General features: G+C 75.6%; 2 protein-coding genes. Both read left to right on the top strand.

Going from position 1 to position 1988, the window contains the following annotated elements:
* Nucleotides 1–434 (top strand): sensor histidine kinase (locus VIU94_RS41955; RefSeq protein ID WP_331920484.1); only part of this gene is annotated, 434 nt, incomplete at its 5' end.
* Between the two features lie 77 nt (nucleotides 435–511).
* The gene (locus VIU94_RS41950; RefSeq protein WP_331920482.1) at nucleotides 512–1858 is read left to right on the top strand and encodes a hypothetical protein; all 1347 of its coding nucleotides are present in this window, start codon (nucleotides 512–514) and stop codon (nucleotides 1856–1858) included.
* Nucleotides 1859–1988: the final 130 nt, after the last annotated feature.

The raw sequence follows: 1988 nt of genomic DNA, 5'->3' as shown, positions 1-1988 counted from the left end.
GCGTCGCCCACCCCGGCCTCACCGTCACCGCCTCCGCCGTCACCGCGGCCCGGCTGCACGCCGACGAGCGCGGACTGCGCCGCGTCCTACGCAACCTCGGCGACAACGCGGCCCGGCACGCCCGCGGACGCGTGGCCCTCGACCTGGCGACCGCCCAGGACGGCCGGATCGTGCTCGGCGTCGAGGACGACGGCCCCGGCGTCCCCGCCGACCAAAGGGAGCGGATCTTCGAACGGTTCGTCCGCCTCGACGACGCCCGGGACCGCGCGGACGGCGACGCCTCCGAAGGCAGCGGCCTCGGGCTCGCGATCGTGGCCGAACTCGTCGCCGCCCACGGCGGCGACGTCCGGGCGGTCGACGGCGAGACGCTCGGCGGGGCCCGCTTCGAGGTCACCCTTCCCGCCGCCGACACCCCGCCCGCGGAGCTTCTCTGAAGGCCGGTTCAGCTCCGTTCAGCGTCCCTTCAGCGCCCGCATGGCAGCGTTCCGGACGGGAACGTGAGGAGGCAGCCATGAACAGGAAGAGCCTCGCCGCCGCCGTGACGGCGGTGCTCGCCGTGACCCTGGCCGGCAGCTCCTGCGCGGCCGGCACGCCGAGCGGGAGCAGCACGGAATGCGTGCCCGTCGTGGACGCCACGAGCGGCCGGAAGACCGACCGCTGCCTGCCGCTCGCGCCGAGCGCGGACCGGGTGGATCTCGCGAAGCCCGTGTTCTCCCGGCCGACCGTGATCACCAACCCGCTCCACCCCAGTACGAAGGTCCAGCAGGTGATCTACGGCGGTCAGGTGGACGGCAAGCCGTTCCGGACCGAGTTCACCCTGCTGCCCGACGCGAAGACGATCGAGCTGGACGGCAGGAAGGTGCCGGTGCGGACGCTCCAGTACATGGCCCTGTCCGACGGGCGCATCGTCGAGCTCGCGCTCGACTGGTTCGCCCAGGCCGACGACGGCTCCGTGTGGTACCTCGGCGAGGACGTCTTCAACTACGACGACGGCGTGGTCGCCGACACGGAGGGCACCTGGCTCGCCGGGAAGACCGGCCCCGCCGCGATGATCATGCCGGCGGAGCCGAAGGCCGGCGACGTCTACCGGCCCGAGAACGCCCCGGGGATCGTCTTCGAGGAGGTCACCGTCAAGGCCGTCGACCGGACCGTGCCCGGCCCGTACGGGCCGGTGCGCGGCGCGATCACCGTGAACGAGCTGCACATGGACGGCACGCGCGAGAACAAGGTCTTCGCCCCCGGGTACGGAGAGTTCTCCACCGGCTCGCCCGGCGGCGACCTGGAGGCGGTGTCCCTCGCCGTCCCCACCGACGCCACGCCCGGGCCTGTGCCCGCCGGGCTCACGAGCCTGGCGAGGGCGGTGCGCGCGGCCCACACCGGGGCCGCGGACGACGCGGCGGCAAGGCGCGCCGACGCCGCCTGGGACGCGTACCGGGCCTCCGATCGGGTGCCCGCCCTCCTGGTCCGGCAGATGGACCGCGACCTCGACGCGCTCACCGCGGCGGTGAAGGAACGCGACGCGCAGGCCGCGCGCGGTGCGGTGCTGCGGGTCGCCCAGAACCAGCTCGACCTGCACCTGCGCTACGAGCCCCTGGCCGCCGTGGAGGCCGCCCGGATGTCCCTGTGGGCCCGCCAGTCGGCGATCGACGCAGGGGCGAAGGACGCGGGCGCGGTGGCCGGGGACGTCACCTCGCTCGAACTCACTTGGGACCGGGCGCGCGGCTCCGCCCCGGAGGCACAGGCCGAGCGCGTCGACGCCCTGCTCCGCGACCTGCGCGCGGCGGCCGACCGGGAGGACACCACCACCGCCGCGCGGACGGCGCTGCGACTGGAGGCGGCGCTGGGCGCTGGCGGGTGACGGGGGCTCCGGGGTCCGGCGCGGCTGGAGGCTGTGCTGGGCTCCGGCCGGTCATGCGGGCCGCCCGGCCGGTGATGCGCGGTGCGGGGCGGCGGCGCACGCTGGAGGGGAGGACGGCTCCGGGCCGCCG

The sequence above is a fragment of the Streptomyces sp. genome, assembly GCF_036566765.1.
In the GTDB taxonomy this organism is placed as follows: domain Bacteria; phylum Actinomycetota; class Actinomycetes; order Streptomycetales; family Streptomycetaceae; genus Streptomyces.
This window is presented reverse-complemented; position numbering and strand designations above follow the sequence as displayed.